General features: G+C 73.0%; 20 protein-coding genes and 1 pseudogene. 11 read left to right on the top strand and 10 right to left on the bottom strand.

Annotated elements, in window-relative coordinates; all coding sequences use genetic code 11:
* The first annotated feature begins 2 nt into the window (after positions 1–2).
* Positions 3–167, top strand: coding sequence for a DUF445 family protein (locus ACI379_RS04030; RefSeq protein WP_439790777.1), 165 nt, complete (start codon positions 3–5; stop codon positions 165–167).
* 26 nt (positions 168–193) lie between these two features.
* A complete protein-coding gene (locus tag ACI379_RS04025; protein ID WP_439790776.1) occupies positions 194–427 on the top strand; it encodes an RNA-binding S4 domain-containing protein in 234 nt (77 codons plus the stop codon).
* A 75-nt stretch (positions 428–502) separates the two neighbouring features.
* Here ACI379_RS04025 and ACI379_RS04020 read toward each other — a convergent pair whose 3' ends face one another.
* The 7 genes from ACI379_RS04020 to ACI379_RS03990 form a co-directional block, all read right to left on the bottom strand.
* Positions 503–874 (bottom strand): FKBP-type peptidyl-prolyl cis-trans isomerase, encoded by a 372-nt coding sequence (locus ACI379_RS04020; RefSeq protein ID WP_439790775.1) that lies wholly within the window; start codon positions 872–874, stop codon positions 503–505.
* Positions 875–948: 74 nt separating this feature from the next.
* The gene (locus ACI379_RS04015) at positions 949–1,383 is read right to left on the bottom strand and encodes a CBS domain-containing protein (RefSeq protein WP_439790774.1); all 435 of its coding nucleotides are present in this window, start codon (positions 1,381–1,383) and stop codon (positions 949–951) included.
* 125 nt (positions 1,384–1,508) lie between these two features.
* Positions 1,509–2,405, bottom strand: a complete 897-nt coding sequence (hisN, locus tag ACI379_RS04010) for a histidinol-phosphatase (protein WP_439790773.1) — start codon at positions 2,403–2,405, stop codon at positions 1,509–1,511.
* 74 nt (positions 2,406–2,479) lie between these two features.
* Positions 2,480–3,502 (bottom strand): ribosome small subunit-dependent GTPase A, encoded by a 1,023-nt coding sequence (gene rsgA / locus ACI379_RS04005; protein ID WP_439790772.1) that lies wholly within the window; start codon positions 3,500–3,502, stop codon positions 2,480–2,482.
* Positions 3,499–4,797 (bottom strand): 3-phosphoshikimate 1-carboxyvinyltransferase, encoded by a 1,299-nt coding sequence (gene aroA / locus ACI379_RS04000; protein ID WP_439790771.1) that lies wholly within the window; start codon positions 4,795–4,797, stop codon positions 3,499–3,501. The genes rsgA and aroA overlap by 4 nt, the downstream gene beginning before the upstream one ends.
* A 39-nt stretch (positions 4,798–4,836) precedes the next feature.
* A complete protein-coding gene (locus ACI379_RS03995; protein ID WP_439790770.1) occupies positions 4,837–5,364 on the bottom strand; it encodes a DoxX family membrane protein in 528 nt (175 codons plus the stop codon).
* A gap of 41 nt (positions 5,365–5,405) precedes the next feature.
* The gene (locus tag ACI379_RS03990; protein WP_439790769.1) at positions 5,406–7,115 is read right to left on the bottom strand and encodes a sigma-70 family RNA polymerase sigma factor; all 1,710 of its coding nucleotides are present in this window, start codon (positions 7,113–7,115) and stop codon (positions 5,406–5,408) included.
* A 299-nt stretch (positions 7,116–7,414) separates the two neighbouring features.
* Between ACI379_RS03990 and ACI379_RS03985 the strand changes: the two genes are divergently transcribed.
* The 9 genes and pseudogenes from ACI379_RS03985 (at position 7,415) to ACI379_RS03945 (ending at position 13,029) form a co-directional block, all read left to right on the top strand.
* Entirely contained in the window at positions 7,415–8,104 is a 690-nt protein-coding gene (locus ACI379_RS03985; protein ID WP_439790768.1) for a hypothetical protein, read from the top strand.
* Positions 8,105–8,183: 79 nt separating this feature from the next.
* Positions 8,184–8,939, top strand: a pseudogene (locus ACI379_RS03980) (SOS response-associated peptidase).
* Entirely contained in the window at positions 8,932–9,642 is a 711-nt protein-coding gene (locus ACI379_RS03975) for an alpha/beta hydrolase family protein (RefSeq protein ID WP_439790767.1), read from the top strand. Before ACI379_RS03980 ends, ACI379_RS03975 begins: the two are co-directional and overlap by 8 nt.
* Positions 9,643–9,791: 149 nt before the next feature.
* Positions 9,792–10,451: a sigma-70 family RNA polymerase sigma factor gene (locus tag ACI379_RS03970; RefSeq protein WP_439790766.1), complete on the top strand. Its 660-nt coding sequence runs from the start codon at positions 9,792–9,794 to the stop codon at positions 10,449–10,451.
* Complete coding sequence (gene rsrA / locus ACI379_RS03965) at positions 10,448–10,711, top strand: mycothiol system anti-sigma-R factor (RefSeq protein ID WP_439790765.1); 264 nt, start codon at positions 10,448–10,450, stop codon at positions 10,709–10,711. Before ACI379_RS03970 ends, rsrA begins: the two co-directional genes overlap by 4 nt.
* A gap of 107 nt (positions 10,712–10,818) precedes the next feature.
* Positions 10,819–10,893, top strand: coding sequence for a 50S ribosomal protein bL37 (locus tag ACI379_RS03960; protein ID WP_369759046.1), 75 nt, complete (start codon positions 10,819–10,821; stop codon positions 10,891–10,893).
* Between the two features lie 249 nt (positions 10,894–11,142).
* On the top strand, positions 11,143–11,514 hold the full coding sequence (locus ACI379_RS03955; RefSeq protein ID WP_439790764.1) for a thioesterase family protein: 372 nt from the start codon (positions 11,143–11,145) through the stop codon (positions 11,512–11,514).
* 55 nt (positions 11,515–11,569) lie between these two features.
* Positions 11,570–12,064: a SigE family RNA polymerase sigma factor gene (locus tag ACI379_RS03950; RefSeq protein WP_439790763.1), complete on the top strand. Its 495-nt coding sequence runs from the start codon at positions 11,570–11,572 to the stop codon at positions 12,062–12,064.
* Positions 12,064–13,029 (top strand): PASTA domain-containing protein, encoded by a 966-nt coding sequence (locus ACI379_RS03945; RefSeq protein WP_439790762.1) that lies wholly within the window; start codon positions 12,064–12,066, stop codon positions 13,027–13,029. Before ACI379_RS03950 ends, ACI379_RS03945 begins: the two co-directional genes overlap by 1 nt.
* A gap of 44 nt (positions 13,030–13,073) precedes the next feature.
* Here ACI379_RS03945 and ACI379_RS03940 read toward each other — a convergent pair whose 3' ends face one another.
* The 3 genes from ACI379_RS03940 to ACI379_RS03930 all read right to left on the bottom strand — a co-directional run.
* A complete protein-coding gene (locus ACI379_RS03940; RefSeq protein ID WP_439790761.1) occupies positions 13,074–14,765 on the bottom strand; it encodes an acetolactate synthase in 1,692 nt (563 codons plus the stop codon).
* A 47-nt stretch (positions 14,766–14,812) separates the two neighbouring features.
* Complete coding sequence (locus tag ACI379_RS03935) at positions 14,813–15,436, bottom strand: hypothetical protein (protein ID WP_439790760.1); 624 nt, start codon at positions 15,434–15,436, stop codon at positions 14,813–14,815.
* A gap of 7 nt (positions 15,437–15,443) precedes the next feature.
* A partial coding sequence (locus tag ACI379_RS03930; protein WP_439790759.1) for a hypothetical protein occupies positions 15,444–15,628 on the bottom strand: 185 nt, incomplete at its 5' end.

Here is a 15,628-nt window from a genome sequence, read left to right as displayed (position 1 = left end):
AGGTGACCGGCGTCATCACCCACACCATCGAGCGCTGGGACGGCGCGGAGGCGGCGCGCAAGATCGAGCTCCACGTCGGGCGCGACCTGCAGTTCATCCGCATCAACGGCACCGTCGTGGGCGGCCTGGTGGGCGTCCTGATCCACGCCGTCTCGTCCCTGCTGTGAGCGGCGGGTACGTCTAGGCTGGTCCTGTGGACGTTCCCATTCGCGACGAGTCGATCCGGCTCGGTCAGTTCCTCAAGCTCGCCAACCTCATCGACTCCGGCGCGGAGGCCAAGCCAGTCATCGCCGACGGGCTGGTCAGCGTCAACGGCGAGGTCGAGACGCGCCGCGGCCGCCAGCTGCACCCCGGCGACGAGGTCTCCCTGGGCGGCGTGAGCGTCCGGGTGGCCAGCGGCGAGGCGGAGATCGACGTCCCCTGGTGAGAGGGGTTGGTGAGACACCCCTGACGACGACGAAGCGGCCGGTACCCGTGAGGGTGCCGGCCGCTTCGTACGCGCTCACTTCACGTCGAGCAGGTCCACCACGAAGATCAGGGTCTCGCCGCCCTTGATGGCGCCCGGGGCGCCGCGGTCGCCGTAGCCCAGGTGCGGCGGGATCACGAGGCGGCGGCGGCCGCCGACCTTCATGCCCTGCACGCCGTTGTCCCAGCCGGAGATGACCTGGCCGATGCCGAGGCGGAACTGCAGCGGGGTGCCGCGGTTGTACGAGGCGTCGAACTCCTCGCCGGTGGAGTGGGCCACGCCCACGTAGTGCACCGAGACCGTGGAGCCGGCGGTCGCCTCGGCGCCGTCGCCCTCGCGCAGGTCGGTGATCTCCAGGTCGGCGGGCGCGTCGCCCATGTGCGGGTCGACTTCGGGCTTCTCGCTCACGGTGTCTCCGTTCGGTTGCAGGTGGATGTGCCGGGCAAGCCTCTCAGGTGGCCAAGAAGCGGCCGGGCAGCAGGTCAGCTCTGCCGCACGTAGTTGTCGAGCTGGTCGCGCTCGAACTCCAGCTCGTCGATGCGGCGCTTGACGACGTCACCGATGCTGACGATCCCGGCGAGGCGACCGTCGACGACCACGGGGGCGTGGCGGAAGCGTCCGCGGGTCATCTCGCCGGCCAGGTCCTGCACGTTGTCCTCGAGGGAGCAGGTGTGCACCTCGGCGGTCATGATCGTCGAGACGGCGTGGTCCAGGACGGCCGCCCCGTCGAGGTGGAGGCGGCGCACCACGTCGCGCTCACTCACGATGCCGTGCACCGTCTCGCCGTCGGTGCTCACCACGACGGCGCCGATGCCGAACTCGTCGAGGACCTCGACCAGTTGGCGCACGCTGGCCTCGGGGGACACGGTCACCACGTCCTGGCTGGCCTTGCCCTTCACCACGTCGCTGATCTTCACGGCGCACCTCCAACGCGTACGGCCACGGCCGAGCGCCACGGCTCCTCCGTCCACCGTAGCGAGGGTGTGTCCCGCGCAACAGGGCCTAAGGTCCGTGGTGGACAGCGCCCCCGGAGGTGGCCGGCTCAGTCGATGACCTGGGGCGGCACCTGCCGCTGCCGCAGGCTGCTCACGGTGCCCGGCCCGCGCTGCGGGGAGTCCGGGTCGGCGTCGTCGTCGACCCCGCCGAGGAAGGCCAGTGCGGTGTCGTGCAGGTGCCCGTTGGTGGCCACCGCGTTGCCGCCCCAGGGACCGTCGCGGCCGTCGAGCGAGGTGAACCGGCCACCCGCCTCGCGCACGATGATGTCGAGGGCGGCCATGTCGTACAGCTCGAGCTCGGGCTCGGCGGCGATGTCGACGGCCCCCTCGGCGAGCAGCATGTACGACCAGAAGTCGCCGTACGCGCGGGTGCGCCACACGCGCCGCGACAGGGCGAGGAAGTCGTCGAGCCGGTCGCGCTCCTCCCAGCCCGACAGCGAGGAGTACGAGAACGAGGCGTCCTCGATCCGGCGCACGTCGGAGACCTCGCACCGCGTCGCCTTCATCAGGTTGCGCCCGGTCCACGCGCCGCCGCCCTTGACCGCCCACCAGCGGCGCTGGAGCTGGGGCGCGGAGACGACGCCGAGCACGACCTCGCCGTCGACCGCCAGCGCGATCAGGGTGGCCCACACCGGCACGCCCCGTACGAAGTTCTTGGTGCCGTCGATCGGGTCCACGATCCACTGGCGCTGGCTGTGGCCGACCAGGCCACCCTCCTCGCCCAGAACGGCGTCGCGCGAGCGGGTGCGCGAGAGCGTACGGCGGATCGCGTCCTCGACGGCCTTGTCGGCGTCGGTGACCGGCGTGAGGTCCGGCTTGCTCATGACGTGCAGGTCCAGCGCCTTGAACCTGGCCTGCGTGAGCGAGTCCGCGTCGTCCGCGAGCAGGTGCGCCAGGCGCAGGTCGTCGGTGTAGTCCACGGAGTCAGGACCGGTGATGGGCATGGGGCAAGGCTATTGCCCCGCGCCGCCGGGCGCGCGGAGGGCACCTGATCGGTGCGGCCGCGCCCCCGGTGCGCTCACCAGTCGGAGGCACCCTCGCGGGCCGCGAGCAGGCGCCGGAACGAGTCCACGCGTGCCTGGTCGGCCTCGCCGGCAGCCAGCGCCTCGTCGAGCCCGCACTCGGGCTCGTCGGCGCCGTGGGTGCAGCCCCGCGGGCAGTCCTCGGTCATCTCGTCCAGGTCGGGGAACGCCTCGATGAGGTGCTCGGGCTGGACGTGGGCCAGTCCGAACGAGCGGATGCCGGGGGTGTCGATGATCCAGCCCGGCTCGTCGGTGTCCGGGTGCGGTGGCAGCTCGAGCATGTACGCCGAGGTGGAGGTGTGCCGGCCGCGGCCGGTCACCGCGTTGACGTGGCCGACCTCGCGGTGGGCGTCGGGGACCAGCGCGTTGACCAGCGTCGACTTGCCGACGCCGCTGTGGCCCACCAGCACGCTGGTGCGCCCCGCCAGGCGGGACCGCAGCTCGGTGAGGTCGCTGGCGCCGTCGGGGCCCTTGAGCTGGGTGACCACCCACGGCACGCCCAACGACCGGTACGTCGACAGCAGCGTCTCGGGGTCGGCGAGGTCGGCCTTGGTCAGGCACAGCAGCGGGCTCATCCCGGCGTCGTACGCCGCCACGAGGGCCCGGTCGATCAGCCGGGGACGGGGCTCGGGGTCGGCCAGCGCGGTGACCACGACCAGCTGCTCGGCGTTGGAGACGATGACGCGCTCGACCGGGTCGTCGTCGTCGGCGGTACGGCGCAGGGTGGTGGTGCGGGGCTGGACCTCCACGATCCGGGCCAGCGAGCCGTCGCGGCCCGACACGTCCCCGACCACGCGCACCCGGTCGCCCACCACGACGCCCTTGCGGCCCAGCGGGCGGGACTTCATCGCCATCACGGTGCGGCCCTCGTGGAGCAGGGTGAACCGGCCGCGGTCGACCGTGACGACGCGGGCCTCGACGGCGTCGTCGTAGCTGGGGCGGTCCTTCGTCCGGGGGCGAGTGCGGCGCCGGGGCCGCTCGTAGTGCTCGGCGTCGTGCTCGCCGTACCGCGAGGTCACGCGCCCTCCACGTGGCGCGTCCAGGCGCTGGCGAAGTCGGGGAAGGTCTTGGAGGTGGTGGCGACGTCCTCGACCAGCACGCCCGCGACCGCCGCGCCGAGGATGACGCCCGCGTGGGCCATCCGGTGGTCGGCGTACGTGTGGAAGACGCCGCCGTGCAGCGGCGCGGGGCGGATGCTGAGGCCGTCGCGGTGCTCGGTGACGTCGGCGCCGAGCCCGGTGAGCTCGGTGGCCAGCGCAGCGAGCCGGTCGGTCTCGTGGCCCCGGATGTGCTCGATGCCGTGCAGGTGGGAGGGGGAGTCGGCCAGGGCGCACAGGGCCGCCACCGCCGGCGTGAGCTCGCCGATGTCGTGCATGTCGAGGTCGATGCCGTGCAGGGTGCCGGTGCCGGTGACGTGCAGCCCCGCGTCGTCGAGGGTCACCTCGCAGCCCATCAGGGACAGGATGCTGCGCAGCTCGTCGCCGGGCTGGGTGGTGCGGGCGGGCCAGTCGTGCACGGTCACGGTGCCGCCGGCCACGGCCGCGAGCGCGACGAACGGTGCCGCGTTGGACAGGTCGGGCTCGATCGCCCGGTCGAGCGCGCGGACCGGGCCGGGGGCGACCGTCCAGCGGTTGGCGTCGGAGTCGTCGACGGCCACGCCGTGCTCGCGCAGCATCTCCACGGTCATGTCGATGTGTGGCTGGGAGGGGACCGGCTTGCCGTCGTGGACGACGTCGACCCCGTGGGTGTACGCCGGGCCGGCCAGGAGCAGCGCGGAGACGAACTGCGACGAGGCGCTGGCGTCGATGACGACGCTGCCGCCGGCCACGGTGCCGGTGCCGGCGACCTCGAAGGGCAGCGCGCCGCGCCCGCCGTCCTCGACCCGTACGCCGAGTCCGCCCAGCGCGGCGAGCATCGGCCCCACGGGGCGGTTGCGCATGTGGGGGTCGCCGTCGAAGGCGACGCGGCCGGTGGAGAGCCCGGCCAGCGGCGGGACGAAGCGCATGACGGTGCCGGCCAGCCCGCAGTCGACCTCGGCGTCGGTCGTCCACGGCTGCGGGGTGACGAGCCAGTCACCCTCAGCGTCGACGACGTTGGTGCCCAGGGACCTCAGCGCGGCGGCCATCAGCAACGTGTCCCGCGAGCGCAACGGACGGACGACCCTGCTGGGGCCGTCGGAGAGGGCGGCCAGGACCAGCGCGCGGTTGGTGAGCGACTTGCTGCCGGGCAGCCGCACGGACCGCTCGACGCGTCCGGCAGGGCGCGGGGCCGGCCAGGGGTCGGCGGGAGCGGCGGGCGAGGCGGCGACAGTCACGCGCGCCAGCCTAGCGAGGCCGGGACGCGGGGAGCGTGCTCAGGGGAGCTGGGCCGCGGCGAGCTTGGCCTCGCGGCGCGCCTCGCGGGCGAACTGCTTGGCCTCACGCTGCACGTCCTTCGCCGCGCGACGGGCCCGCCACGCCAGACCGGGCTTGCCGTCGGTGTCGACGCCGGCCAGGAGCAGGCCGCCCAGCAGGGAGACGTCGCGCAGGAACTCGGTGCGCTGGGCCGCAGCCGCCTGCGGCTCGGACTCGTTCCAGAACGCACGCTGGGTCAGCGTCAGCGGCACGGTCGACAGCGCGAGCACGCCCGCGGAGGTGCGGGGCGCCTTGCCGGTGGTCAGGGCCAGCGCGGCGGCCAGCTGGACCGCGGCGTGCACGCGCACGACCGTACGGGGGTCGGTGGGGACCGCGACGGGGGCCTTGCTCTGCAGGGCCGGCATGAAGCGGTCGATCACCGACTGGGCGCGGGCCGCGTGCTCGTCGGTGTGCTGCAGGGCGTGCACGGCGCCGGCGACGAAGGCCGAGGCCAGCATCGGGCGGGCGATGAGGCGGGTGATCGTCATTCCTCCTGTCTACACGACCCCCGGTCGTGAGGACAGGAGCCTCAGTTGTTGATCTGGAAGACCTTGAGGTTGTTGAGGATCTGCCACAGCGGCTCGTCGGGCGAGGAGACGTGGACGCTGACCGTGCCGCCGTGCGGGAACGTCGCGGAGAACTCCACCGACGGGCTCTCGCCGGTCACCGAGCAGCGGAACCAGCCCTCCACCTGCGAGCAGCGGGAGTCGTCCAGCTGCTCCGAGGTCGTCCCCGTCATCAGGACCCGCAGGGTCGCCGTACGTCCCGCGGCGAGGTTCTCCACGCTCGCCACCATCGTCTTGCGGGAGCCCTCGCCGGCGACCGTGAGCGCAGGGGCCAGGTCGGTGGTCGTGGGCGTGGTGGGCGTCGGCGTGGTGGGGCTGGGCGTCGTCGGCGTCGGGGTCGTGGGGCTGGGCGTGGTCGGACTGGGCGTGGTCGGCGTCGTCGGGCTGGGCGTGGTCGGGCTGGGCGTGGTCGGCGTCGGGTCTGTCGGGGTGGGATCCGTGGTCGGGTCCGTCGGAGTCGGGTCGGTCGTCGGGTCCGTGGTCGGGTCGGGATCGTCCGACGTGGGATCGTCCGTGGGGCCGTCCGTCGTGGGATCGTCCGTGGGGTCCGGCGTCACCGTCGTGGTGGGGACGAACGTGTCGGGCGCGATGGCGACCTGCAGCTCGTCACCGGAGGAGCGCTCGGGTCGCTCCGCCGTACGGTCATCGGTCCCGCGCCCGGTCGTGCCGGGCTCTGCCTGCGGCACCTGGGAGGCCGGCGGACGCCCGCCGGTCGGGGCAGGGTCCGGCCCGCGGTTGAGCGCCACGGCGGTGCCCACGACCACCACGGACCCGGCGACCCCGGCCACCATGACGGCCTGCACGTTGGCGACAACGAAGTCCCGGGCCCGCCCGAAGACCTGGCTGACGCTTCCGCCGGCGGCCGCGACGGCCCCGGAACCGGCCGCCACGGTGCCGCCGGCGACGTACGCGGCGGCGAGACCGCCGAGCACCAGCGGAGCGATCAGGGCGCCGAGGTTGGAGTTGATCTCGGTGAGCTCGAGGTAGATCGCGTAGCAGGCGCGGCACTCCTCGAGGTGCGTCTCCATCTTGGCGCGGTCGCGCTTGGAGATGCCGTCGCGGACGTACGCCCCGAGGTTGCTGCGGGTCCACGAGCAGGACGCCTCGTCGCGGTCGGCGACGTGCTCGCCGAGGTACGCCTGGCGCAGCCCCTCGCGGGCCCGGTACGCCAGGGCGGAGACGGAGTTGGCGCTCATCCCGAGCAGGGGAGCGATGTCGGCGGGCTTGTTGCCCTCGACCTCCAGGTGCCACAGCACCAGCTGCCACCGCTCGGGCAGGGCCGCGAAGGCGCGCGCGGCGGCACCGTTCTCGAAGCCCTCGACGGCGATGTCGCGGAACGGCACGCCCGGGTCGAAGGCGGTCAGGTCGTCGGTCGGCTGCACCTTGGAGGTGGAGCGGATCCGGTCGACGTGGAGCCGGCGCACCGCCGTCAGCAGGTAGGCCCGGAAGGCGACATCCGGTCCTCCGCCGCGCTGCAGCACCCCGAGGACCTTCACGAACGCGTCGGAGACCAGGTCGTCGGCCTCGCCGTGGCTGCTCAGCTGCAGGGCCAGGCGCCGGGCGCTGTGCACGTGACGCTCGAACAGCTCGCCGTACGCGTCCACGTCGCCCCCGCGCACGGCTGAGATCAGCTCGGCGTCGGAGAGCGCAGCGAGGTGTGCGGCGGTGGTCATGGGGCCTTCTGCGGTGTCAGGGCGCGCGGGCGCACAGGGTGGATCGACTGCCAGCGTAGGACCACGGTGCCCCCGTTGGCACGCGAAAGACGTGGAAATGGCCCGGTTGGGCGATGTCCGAAAAATTCTTCGGGATTCCGCGTCATGACCGCCCGGTCACCCCGTCTCACTGTGTGTAGGACACGAATGTCGGCCAGTGGAAGGAGCAGATCGTGGGGATCTTCGCCGTACGTGGGCGTCGCTCCTCCACTGGTGCAACCGAGGCGAGTGGGGAACTGCCCGAAGCTGCGCGGACGGGGTTGCCCGCACGCTTCGAGGCGGTGGCGGAGGCGCTCGCCGCCGGGACCGATTTCGTGGATCGATGCGCCGTCGTGGGCCAGCACCTGGCCCACGACGGCGCATCCGTCGAGGAGGCGCTGGCTGGCCTGCGCGAGACGTGGCGGGTCGTCACGGGGGTGGACCCGACGTTCGACGCCGTCAGCGCCCTCCTCGGTGGATGGAGCGAGGCGACACTGGGGTACCTCAACCACCTCAGCTGCACCGACCCCCTGACGGGGCTCGCGAGCCAGAGCCACCTGCGCAGCTGCCTGGCCGACAAGTACCGCGCCCCGCACACCGACGTGAGTGGCGAGTGGGCGCTGGTCATGTGCCAGATCCCCGAGGGCGACCACCCCTCGGGCGACCGTCTGGAGCGCTCGCTGGAGATCGCCGGGGTGGGGGAGCACGTGCGCACCGTCTTCGCCCAGGACGAGGTCGTGGCCCGGCTGGGCGTGAACCGCGTGGCCGCCCTGACCCGTCGCGACACCAACCTGGGACGTCGGGTGCGTCTGCTGCGCCTGCTCCTCAACGACGGTCGCAGCGACTCCCGCTACGACGCCGACGTCGTCGAGCTGGTGCCCGACCTGACCAACCGGGTCCGGGTCTGGATCGAGGGGCTCCCGCACGCCGACGGCGCCGTCGGACCCCTGTTCGACGAGCTGTCCCGCTGAGCCTGTCCGGCTGAGCCTGTCCGGCTGAGCCTGTCCAGGAGGGCCACGCCGCACCGCGGCGCCCCCTAGACTCGCTGACGTGTGCGGCAGGTATGCGTCCTCGCGGAACCCCGACGACCTCGTCGAGGAGTTCGAGGTCGTCGAGAACCGGGTCACGGTGCCCCTGCTGGCCGACTACAACGTGGCGCCCACCAAGGAGGTGTACGCCGTCGTCGAGCGTCCGCCCCGGCGTGAGGAGGGCCTCGAGCTGCCCGCCGAGCGGCAGCTGCGCGTCCTCACCTGGGGGCTGGTGCCCTCGTGGGCCAAGGACCCCTCGATCGGCAACCGGATGATCAACGCGCGGATGGAGACCGTCGCGGAGAAGCCGGCCTACCGCAAGGCGTTCGCCTCGCGCCGCTGCCTGCTCCCCGCCGACGGCTACTACGAGTGGTAAGTCACCGAGCAGGTCAACCCCAAGGGCAAGCCGGTCAAGCAGCCCTTCTTCATCCGCCCCCGCGACGGCGGCGTGCTGGCGATGGCCGGGCTGTACGAGATCTGGCGCGACCCGACGCGCGCCGAGGACGACCCGGCCCGCTTCCGGTGGACCTGCACCGTCCTGACCACCCAGGCCGAGGACGCGGTGGGTCACATCCACGACCGGATGCCGCTGATGGTGGAGAAGGACCGCTGGCGCGAGTGGCTCGACCCCACGGTGGGCGGCCACCTCGACCTGCTGGTCCCCGCCGCGCCCGGTGCGCTGGAGGCGTACCCGGTCTCGCCGCTGGTCAGCAACGTCCGCAACAACGGTCCCGAGCTCGTCGAACCGCTTCCCCTGGAAGGACTGCCCCATGAGTGAGACCGCTGCCCCCGAGGCCGACCACGTCGTCGACGTCGAGACCCCGCACGGCCCCGGCAGGCTCCACGTGCACGCGGCGGAGGACCCGGTGGCGGTGCTGCTGGCCAGCCACGGTGCGGGCGGCGGGGTGGACGCGCGGGACCTGGTTGCTCTGGCCGAGTTCCTCCCCGGGCAGGGGATCGCGGTGGCTCTCTTCGAGCAGCCGTGGCGGGTCGCGGGCCGCAAGATCGCGACGGCGCCGCCGACGCTGGACGTCGCCTTCGTCGCCGCGGCAGAGGCTCTGCGTGAGGTGGTCGGAACAGACGTGCCCCTCGTGGTGGGCGGCCGCTCGGCCGGTGCCCGGTCGGCGTGCCGTACGGCCCGGCAGCTCGGCGCGACCGGGTGCCTGGCGCTCTCCTTCCCGCTGCACCCGCCCGGCAGGCCGGAGAAGTCCCGGGTCGACGAGCTGCGTGGCACCGGCTGCACGACCCTGGTGGTGCAGGGCGAGCGCGACCCGATGGGGCGGCCCGAGGAGTTCCCCCGCGACTGGCCCGAGCTCGACTTCGCCGTCGTCCCCGGCGCCGACCACGGCCTCAAGGTGCCCGCCCGCGGCCAGGTCACCCAGGACGAGGCGATGGGGATCGTCGTTGAGGCCGCCCTGGAGTGGATCATCCGCGAGGCCGCCGGCGGTGCGGTGGAGCTCGAGGTCTCCGAGCAGCCCTGACGGGGGAGCGGCCCGACGAGGGGTACGCCACAGTTCCGCTGGTACGGACCGGGAATCACCGGGCCACCTCGGATGTTCTACCCGACGTGCTCGCAACCAAGTCGCCATCGGAACTGTCCGATGCCCAGACGGCGGTAGTCTGGGAAGCGATGACTGAATCGCTGAAGGACGCCGTGGATCCTGACCTGCCCACGGACCTCGACCCCGAACGCATCCTCGCCGAGGAGAGCGCCGACGAACGGTCGCTGCGCTTCGAGCGCGACGCCCTGCCGCACCTCGACCAGCTGTACGGCGCCGCGATGCGGATGACGCGCAACCCCGCCGACGCCGAGGACCTGGTGCAGGAGACCTTCGCGAAGGCGTACTCGGCCTTCCACCAGTTCAAGCCGGGGACCAACCTCAAGGCCTGGCTGTACCGGATCCTCACCAACACGTACATCAACACGTACCGCAAGAAGCAGCGCCAGCCGCAGCAGTCGATGTCCGAGGACGTCGAGGACTGGCAGCTCGCGCGCGCCGAGTCGCACACCTCCAGCGGTCTGAAGTCCGCGGAGATGGAGGCGCTCGAGCACCTTCCCGACTCCCAGGTGAAGGACGCCCTGCAGAAGCTCCCCGAGGAGTTCCGTCTGGCCGTCTACCTGGCTGACGTGGAGGGTTTCCCGTACAAGGAGATCGCCGAGATCATGGAGACGCCCATCGGCACCGTGATGTCGCGGCTCCACCGAGGCCGCCGCCAGCTGCGCGACCTGTTGGCCGACTACGTGCGCGAGGGCCGTCTGGTCCCGCCGAGCGAGGGAGAGGACGCGTGAGCCACGAGCACGACACCGAGGACTGCGCCGACTTCCTCGAACGCATCGTCTACCTCATCGACAACGAGCTGCCCGAGGGCGACTGCACGGTCGTCCGCGCGCACCTCGACGGCTGCAACCCGTGCCTGGAGAAGTACGACCTCCAGGTGACCGTCAAGCAGCTCGTCGCACGCTCGTGCGGCGAGGAGGCGCCGGCCGGCCTGCTCGACAAGGTGCGCCTGCAGATCCGCGAGGTGCAGGTCCGCATCGCCGAGGGCTGAGGCCGCCGCACGGACCTGATTCGCCCCAACGGGGGCGCGTTTGAGAAGATGACCTGTCTGCCCTGCACGGGCGACCCGTTCAGGGCTACACGATCTGGAGGAACACCATGGGCAAGACCGGACGCAAGCGCCGCGCTCGCAAGAAGAAGGGCGCGAACCACGGCAAGCGCCCCAACGCCTGATCGCTCGCGATCAGCGGCAACGCCGTAGACCGGACCCCCGGGCCACCTGGCCAGGGGGTTCCGTCATTTCCGGGGGTCGCTGGCCGTACCGCCGGACCCCCGTCTCCCCAGTAACGCGCAGTTATCGTGCCGAGTGGGTGGCAATTGCGCGTCACCAGAGCAGATAACTGCGCGTTACTAGGGAGGGGCTGCGGGGGAGGAGCGGCGGAACGAGCAGCGGGGAGCGGCCGGAAGGGCGAGAATGCCGCCATGACGACCGACCTCACGGCGACCCGTACGTTCACCGTCACCGCCGACGACACCGCCCTCGCGGTCGGTTCCGGCAGCCTGGCCGTGCTGGGCACCCCGCGCCTGCTCGCCTGGTGCGAGGCGGTCACCTGCGACGCGATCGCGCCCCACGTGGCCGAGGGCCGTACGAGCGTCGGCACCCGCGTGCAGCTCGAGCACCTCGCGGCCAGCGCCGTCGGGGCCACCGTCGAGGTGACGGCGACCGCGGTCTTCACCGAGCCGAAGCTGGTGCGGTTCGCCGTCGTGGCGCGCGAGGGCAGCAAGGTCGTCGGCAACGGCGAGGTCACCCGCGTGGTCGTCGACGTCGAGCGTTTCATGTCGCGGCTGGGCTGAGGGAACCCCGCCGCACCCCCACCGGGTCTGACAGACGAGGACCACAGGAGGCGGGATGCACGAGCAGGAGTTCACCGAGTACGTCGCGGTCGCGTGGCCGCGGCTCGTGCGTTCGGCGATCCTGCTCGGGTGCAGCCCCACGGAGGCCGAGGACGTCGTCCAGACGGCTCTCACCAGGTGCCTGGTGCACTGGGGGCGCGTACGCCGGGCCGACGACCGCGACGCGTACGTCTACCGCGTCCTGGTCAACGCGTTCACGACCAGCAGGCAGCGGCGGTGGTGGGGCGAGCGCCCCACCGACGTGCTGCCCGAGGTGGGCGTGGACGACCCGACGGACGCCAGCGATCTGGGAGACGCCGTACGCCGGTGCCTGGACCGCCTGCCGGACGACCAACGGACGGCCGTGGTGCTGCGGTACTACGTCCACCTCACCGAGGCCCAGATGGCCGAGGTGCTGCGGGTCGCGCCGGGCACGGTGAAGAGCCGCCTGTCGAGGGCGCTGAAGGTCCTCGCCGCCGACGAGACACTGGCCGAACTGCGAGGTGCGTGATGGATGAGTCGAAGCTGGCCGAGGGGCTCTCCGCCCGCGTGGCCGACACCCGGGTCGGGGCCGCCCCGGTGGCGGAGATGGTGGCCGAGGCGCGGCGTCGCAGCCGGCAGCGCCGCACGCTGGTGATCGCGTGCGCGGCGGCGGGCGCCGTGGTCGTCGGGTCGACCGCGCTCGGGTTGCGCGGCGCTGACCGGGCGCCCGTCGTCGGGGACCCGTCGCCCGGGCCGCGCGTTCGCACCACGACCACTCCCGCCGTGACCACGCCCACCACCGACTCGACCCCCGACGACGACCCCGAGCCCCTGCCCGACCCCGGCCCGGTGCCCGCGGGGTACCGGCTGGTGGGCTCTGGGCCGCTGGCGGTCGCGGTGCCCGAGGCGTGGGCGCGCAACAGCACCCGCTGCGGCACCCCGTTGGAGGACACCTACGTCATCGACAGCGGTGCGATCTGTCTGGCGTACGTCCCGCGTGACGCGGGTGTCGAGGCGCTCAACATCGTGGAGGGCCACCGCCCGTACCAGGTCGACGAGAACTACGAGGAGCGCACGCTGGACGGCGAGCTGGTCCGGATCTCGGCGATCGAGTGCGCCTCGCTCTCGGCCCAGGAGGGCGGCGTGCTGTGCCAGGGGGTCCTGTACGCCCCGGGCCCGAAGGTGGGGTTCATCGCCTCCTCCTCGACGCACCCGATCGCCGCGGCTCGACTCGAGGTCGAACGCATGCTCGCGCAGGTCCGGCTCCTCGACGGCGAGGTGGCCGTCCCGGACTGGGTGCGCTACTCCAACGACCACCAGCGCCGCAGCGGGGCGCGCTACGTCGCCGCGCTGGAGGAGCTGGGGTTCACCGTGGAGACCACCACGCGCGTCGACCGCGGATGGGGTCCGGGCTTCGTCCGTGGCGTGGAGCCGGTCTCCGGCACGATCCTGCCCCGGGGCGCGACGGTGACGGTGACGGTCTCGGGCCGCTGACCCGCGACCGCCAGCCGCCCCCGTTCTCGTCCTCAGATCCCGCCTCAGATCCCGAACGTGTTGCGCGGGTAGGCGGCGTCCACGTCGGTGATGACGTTGACCATGTACGGCACGCCGGAGGCGTACGCACGGTCGAGCGCCGGGCCGATCTCCTTGGGGTCGGTGACCTGCTCGCCGGCACCGCCGAGCGCCTTGACCACGTCGTGGTACGGCGTGCGGCTGGCGAGGTCGGCGGCCACGTCGTAGCCGTACAGCATCTGCATCGGGCCCTTCTCGAGGCCCCACGCGGAGTTGTTGCCCATCACCATCACGACGGGGAGGTTGTGCCGCACGAGGGTGTCGACGTCCATCAGGCTGAAGCCGGCTGCGCCGTCGCCCAGGAGCAGGGTGACCTGCGCCGAGGGGCGTGCGATGCGGGCCGCGATCGCCGCGCCCAGGCCGGCACCGAGGCAGCCGTACGGGCCGGGGTCGAGCCAGCCGCCGGGCCGCTTCGGCTCGACGAACTTGCCGGCGAACGACACGAAGTCGCCGCCGTCGCCGATCACGACGGAGTCGTCGGCCAGCCGCGGGACGAGCTCGCCGTAGATGCGTGCGGGGTGGATCGGGTCGGCCTCGGCGGTGAGGAGCTCGTTGTCGCGGGCGGTGGCCGCAGCGACGGTCTGCTGCAGGTCTCCCAGCCAGCCGGTCAGGTCGCTGCGGCGGGGCTGGCGCTCGTACGCCTCGGCGAGGCCGTCGAAGACCGAGGTGAGGTCACCCGACACCGACGCCGCCAGCTCCGCGTGTCCGGAGACCTGGTCGGGGGAGTCGGCGACGTGCACGACCTGTGCGACGGGTGCCCCGTCCTTGCCGCCGAAGACGCCGTAGGAGAGGCGGAAGTCCAGCGGCGTACCGACCACGACCACGAGGTCGGCGGTGCCCAGGGCCTGCCCGCGCGCCTTGGTGACCAGCAGGGGGTGGCCGCCGGGCAGCACGCCGCGGCCCATGCCGTTGGTGAGGGTGGGGACGCCGAGCCGCTCGGCGAAGGAGAGGGCGGCCACCTCGGCCCCGTCCATCCACACGTCGGTGCCCAGCACCAGCACGGGCCGCTGCGCCTGCGCGAGCAGCGCTGCGATGCGGTCCAGGGCGTCGGTGTCGGGCGCCGCGCCCTTCACGACCCCGCCGGTGGGTACCGGCGCGGTGGCGGCGTTGAACAGCTCGTCCATCGGCACGTCCACGAAGACCGGCCCGCGGTGCGAGCTGCCGGCCAGCCGGAACGCCTCGTCCATCCCGCCGGCCACGTCGGCGGCGGTCGGCAGCGTACGGGCCAGCTTGGCGACCGGGGCGATGATCGGCGGCTGGTCGAGCTCCTGGAGGCTTCCGGTGCCCCAGCGGTTCTGCGGAGCACGCCCACCCAGCACCACCATCGGGGCGCCGGTGAACTGGGCCTGGGCGATCGCGGAGACGCCGTTGGTGACGCCCGGTCCGGCCGTGAGGACGGCGAGACCGGGAACGCGGGTCAGCTTGCCGGTCGCCTCGGCCGCGAACGCGGCGGTCTGCTCGTGACGCACGTCGAGCAGGCGCATCGGGGGATCGGCCTTGACCGCCCCGTCGTACAGGGGGAACACGTGCGCCCCGGACAGGGTGAACATCGTCTCCACGCCGTGCGCCCGGGCCACCGCGGTCGCGAGCTCGCCGCTGTGCCCGGTGATGGTGCCGTCCGCCGTGCCGTCAGTGGTGACCTGCGTCTCATCGCTCATGGGCGCAGGTTACCCACACGTAGGAACCCGTGGGGGAGAGTCGGGCACTAGGACCCGTGAGGTCGTGACCTCAGTGCCGGCGGCCGACCGTCCAGCGCCAGGACCAGCGCCGTGAGCGCCACACCGGCGCAGCCCGCCAGCACCCAGCCGATGAGGCTGGTGCCCCAGTCGCCGCGTCCGGCGGGGCCGAACGGGAAGAGCGGCAGCTGCCGCTCCAGCGGGCGCAGCAGCGCCCAGGCGGCGGTCAGCGGGATGACGGCCGCGGCGAGCCGCTGTCCGGGCGTCGCGTCACCCCTGGCGCGCCGCCAGGTCACCCACGCCGCAGCCAGGCAGACGCCGGCCACCCCCTGGACCGCCACCTCGACCGGGTGGCCGAAGAGCCGGTCACCGGCGGCGAGCACCACCGCGCACCAGAGCGCAACCAGCCCGGCCAGGGGCACCGCGCGCACGGCGGTCCGCCAGCGCAGCCCCCGGGGTGCCGCGTCGACGACGCCCGCGCTCGGCTCGTCCAGGCTCCAGCCGGCTGCGGCGGCGAGGACCCCGACGGCCAGGCCCTGCAGTGGCCACAGGATCCAGGGGCGCCAGGCGGCGGCACTGACCAGGAGCACCACGAGCAGCGCGCTGAGGGGCAGCAGGACCCGGGGCAGTGCGCCCTTGAGGTACGTCCCCACGGTCGGCTCAGAACAGCGGGCCGGGGGCGGGGTTGGTGACCACGTCCGGGAGCCCCAGCGTCATGGTGGCGGCCAGGGCCAGCGCCGCCACGACGACCAGCACCACCGCGGTACGCCTCAGTCGACGACGGTCCGACTCGGGGTCGTGGACCAGCGCAGCCACCGCGCCCAGGCAGCACAGGGCCAGCAGGT

The organism is Nocardioides sp., assembly GCF_051876515.1.
GTDB lineage: Bacteria > Actinomycetota > Actinomycetes > Propionibacteriales > Nocardioidaceae > Nocardioides.
Note: the sequence above shows the minus strand (reverse complement) of the source record. Positions and strands in the feature narration are given on the sequence as shown.